The organism is Nocardioides sp. NPDC057577, assembly GCF_042801335.1.
GTDB lineage: Bacteria > Actinomycetota > Actinomycetes > Propionibacteriales > Nocardioidaceae > Nocardioides.
This window is the reverse complement of record NZ_JBHVGB010000303.1, coordinates 1-3,053: the sequence shown is the minus strand read 5'-3', so window position 1 is coordinate 3,053 and position 3,053 is coordinate 1. Positions and strand designations below refer to the sequence as shown.

Annotated in this window: 2 protein-coding genes; both read right to left on the bottom strand. The window is 64.5% G+C overall.

Annotation, left to right across the window (positions count from 1 at the left end; genetic code table 11):
- Positions 1-48: 48 nt before the first annotated feature.
- Positions 49-1,755 (bottom strand): ABC transporter substrate-binding protein, encoded by a 1,707-nt coding sequence (locus ACFU7D_RS29215; protein ID WP_378873925.1) that lies wholly within the window; start codon positions 1,753-1,755, stop codon positions 49-51.
- A 96-nt stretch (positions 1,756-1,851) separates the two neighbouring features.
- Positions 1,852-2,865 carry an ABC transporter permease gene (locus ACFU7D_RS29210; RefSeq protein ID WP_378726080.1) on the bottom strand — a complete coding sequence of 338 codons (1,014 nt, stop codon included), beginning with the start codon at positions 2,863-2,865 and terminating at the stop codon, positions 1,852-1,854.
- Between the last annotated feature and the right edge of the window lie 188 nt (positions 2,866-3,053).

The following is a 3,053-nucleotide window of genomic DNA, read 5'->3' as shown; positions in this document are numbered from 1 at the left end:
GGTCGGAACGGCTCAGGGCCGTCCGAACGGTGTTGCGGAGCTGAAGGATCAGTCCTCGACGTCGATGGTCGCCAGGTCCGGGTAGGACGAGGAGGCATCGGTGGTGACGAAGTTCTTCACCTTGGAGCCGTAGACCCAGTTGAAGGTCGCGATCTCCAGCGGGATGTAGGCGACGTCCTCACCCATGACCGCGTCGGCCTCCTGGAGGAACTTGTTCTGCTCCTCGATGGTGGCGGAGTTGGCGGCCTGGTCGAACAGCTTGTCGACCGCAGGGTTGTTGTAGTTGCCGTAGTTCTGGCCGTTGGTCGACTTCTCGATCTGGCGGCTGTCGAACAGCGCCGCGGTGACGGTCATCGCGGAGCCCCAGTCGGCACCCCAACCGCCCCACATCACGTCGGCCTTGTTGGAAGGCTTCTGGATGTTGGAGTAGTAGACGTCGCCCAGCGGGTCCAGGGTGACCTTGAAGCCGGCGGCCTCCCAGCCCTCGACCAGCGCAGCGGCCTGCTTGTCAGCGGTGTCGCTCTGCGGGTAGGTGAAGGTGATCGGGTAGGGCGTCTTGACACCGGCGTCGGCCAGGGTCTTCTTCGCCGCGGCCGGGTCACCCTTGAGGTTGCGGTCCTTGTACGCCGGGTTGGCGACGTAGCCAGGAACGGCCGGGTTCACGATCGAGTCGGACGGGGTGTAGGCCTTCTCGCCACCGCCGGCGGCGATCCAGGACTCGACGTTGGTCGCCTGGGCCAGAGCCTTGCGGACGTTCGGGTCCTTCATCTGGTTCTGGTTCGGCACCAGGTAGTCGACGTAGGGCGACTGGACCTGGACGTAGCGGTCCTTGACACCGGCCTCGGTGAGACGCGGGTAGAACTCCGGCGGGACGCGCGAGCCGCTGACGATGGTCGCCTGCGAGTCGGGGCTGTCGGAGAACAGCTTCTCGTAGGTGGTCGTCGCCTTCTCACCGAACTTGAAGACGACCTTGTCCGGCTTGGCCTCACGCAGCGACTTGTCGTCGGTCTCCGGGTCGTACTCGTCGTTGCGCACCAGGGTGCCGCCCTTCTGGGCGTTCCAGGTGTCGACCTTGTACGGGCCGTTGGAGAAGATGACGTCGTCGTTCTTGGCGCCCTTGTCCTCAGACTTCTTGTAGGGGTCCATCATGTGCAGCGACGAGATCGCCAGCGGGAAGTCCGGCCACGGCGACTTGAACTTGTAGGTGATGGTCTTGCCGTCGCAAGTCACCGCCTGGTCGAAGTCGGCCTGCTGCTCCGGGGTCGCGGTGTAGGGGCCCGGGTACTCACCCTTGAGCGCGAGCTTCGCGGTCAGGTAGAAGCCCGGACCACCGGTGAGCTCGTCGGCGGCGAAGTTGCGCGAGGCGCCGTAGGCGAAGTCCTCACACGTGATGTCGGAGCCGTCCTCCCACTTCACGCCGTCCTTGATGGTGAACGACCAGGTCTTGGCGCCCTCGGTCGAGGTGCCCTCGTCGGTCGCCAGGTCGGGGATCGGCTTGCTCGAGACCTTCGGGTCGGTCGAGGACGGGTTCGAGAGCAGCTTGCGGTAGACCAGACGCGTGGTGTGCGAGATGGTCTCGCCGACGTAGATACGCTGCGGGTCCAGGTGGTCGATCGGGTCCTCAGCGACGATGGTCAGCGTGTTTGCCGAGCTCGAGCCACCGCCGTCCCCGCCGCCACAGGCAGCCAGGCCCAGCGAAAGACCGAGCACGCCAGCGGCACTGACCGCTACGTACTTAGCTCGCTTCTTGAGCATTCGTTTCTCCTTGGTGTGGTCGCCGTCAGCCTCTGACAACTGACGCCGTAACGGTGTCCCGGGCGGGTCACCTGTGTGTGGACGGAGCCCCGAGGCTCACCTGTCACCCTTGGGATCAAGGGCGTCTCGCAACCCGTCCCCGAGAAGGTTGAACGAGATCACGATCGTCGCGATGATGATCGCGGGCATGAAGAAGTAGAACGGGTCCACCTGCGCGTACTTCAACGAGTCGGTGAGCACGTTGCCGAGCGTGGGCGTCGGCGGCTTCACCCCGACCTGGAGGTAGCTCAGCGCTGCCTCGGCCGAGATGTAGGCCGGCATCATCAGGGTGACCAGGACCAGCAGCGGGGCCCACAGGTTCGGCAGGATCTCCTTGAAGTAGATCCGTCCCTTCGAGGCACCCAGGACGATCGCCGCCTCGACGAACTCCCGTTGCTTGATCGAGAGCACCTGTCCTCGGACCACGCGGGCGGTGCTGGTCCAGCCGAAGATCGCGAGCACCACGGTGCAGTAGATCCCCTGGGCGAGTGGTCCGTTGGGTAGTCCCGTCACCATCTGGACGAGCTCGAGACCGAGCGCCGAGAGCGCCAGCAGCATCATCGTCGAGGGGAACGAGAGCGTCAGGTCGGTGAAGCGGCTCAGGCCGGCGTCGACCCAGCCACCGCTGAAGCCGGCGATGATCCCGATGATCGCGCCGATGACCACCGACAAGATGGCGGCGGTGAGGGCGATGATCAGCGAGAACGTGATGCCGTACCAGAACCGGGACAACGCGTCGCGGCCGGTGCCGGGCTCCACCCCGAGCGGGTGCGCGAGGCTCGCGCCACTGAACCGGCCCTCGGGGATGGTGTTGGCGTCGAGCAGCTCCTGGTTGTAGCTGAACGGGTCCAGCACGCCCATCTTGACGAGAAAGGGGGCCAGGATGGCGGCCAGAACCACCAGGATGACCACCGTCAGCGACACCATCGACAGCTTGTCCTTGCGAAGCCGCATCCATGCCAGCTTCATCGGCGACTTGCCGGCAATCTTCTTCGCCTCCTCAGGCGAAGCAGAAGGTGTCGATCCACCCGAGAGTTCTTCACCTTCGAACACGGTGGCCGATTCGCTCATGGTTCCTCTGTCTAGTCGTAATTGTGGGTGCCGCCGTCGCACGGCAGCGTCCGACCCACGAGGTCGACGGATGGAACTCTATGTGATCCCTTTGCCCCGATGGACCCCGGACCGGTAACGATCCGATTTCAACCAGTGATACGGCAGATCGGGATGCCTTCTCGCAATTCCTTAGAGAATGCCAAGAG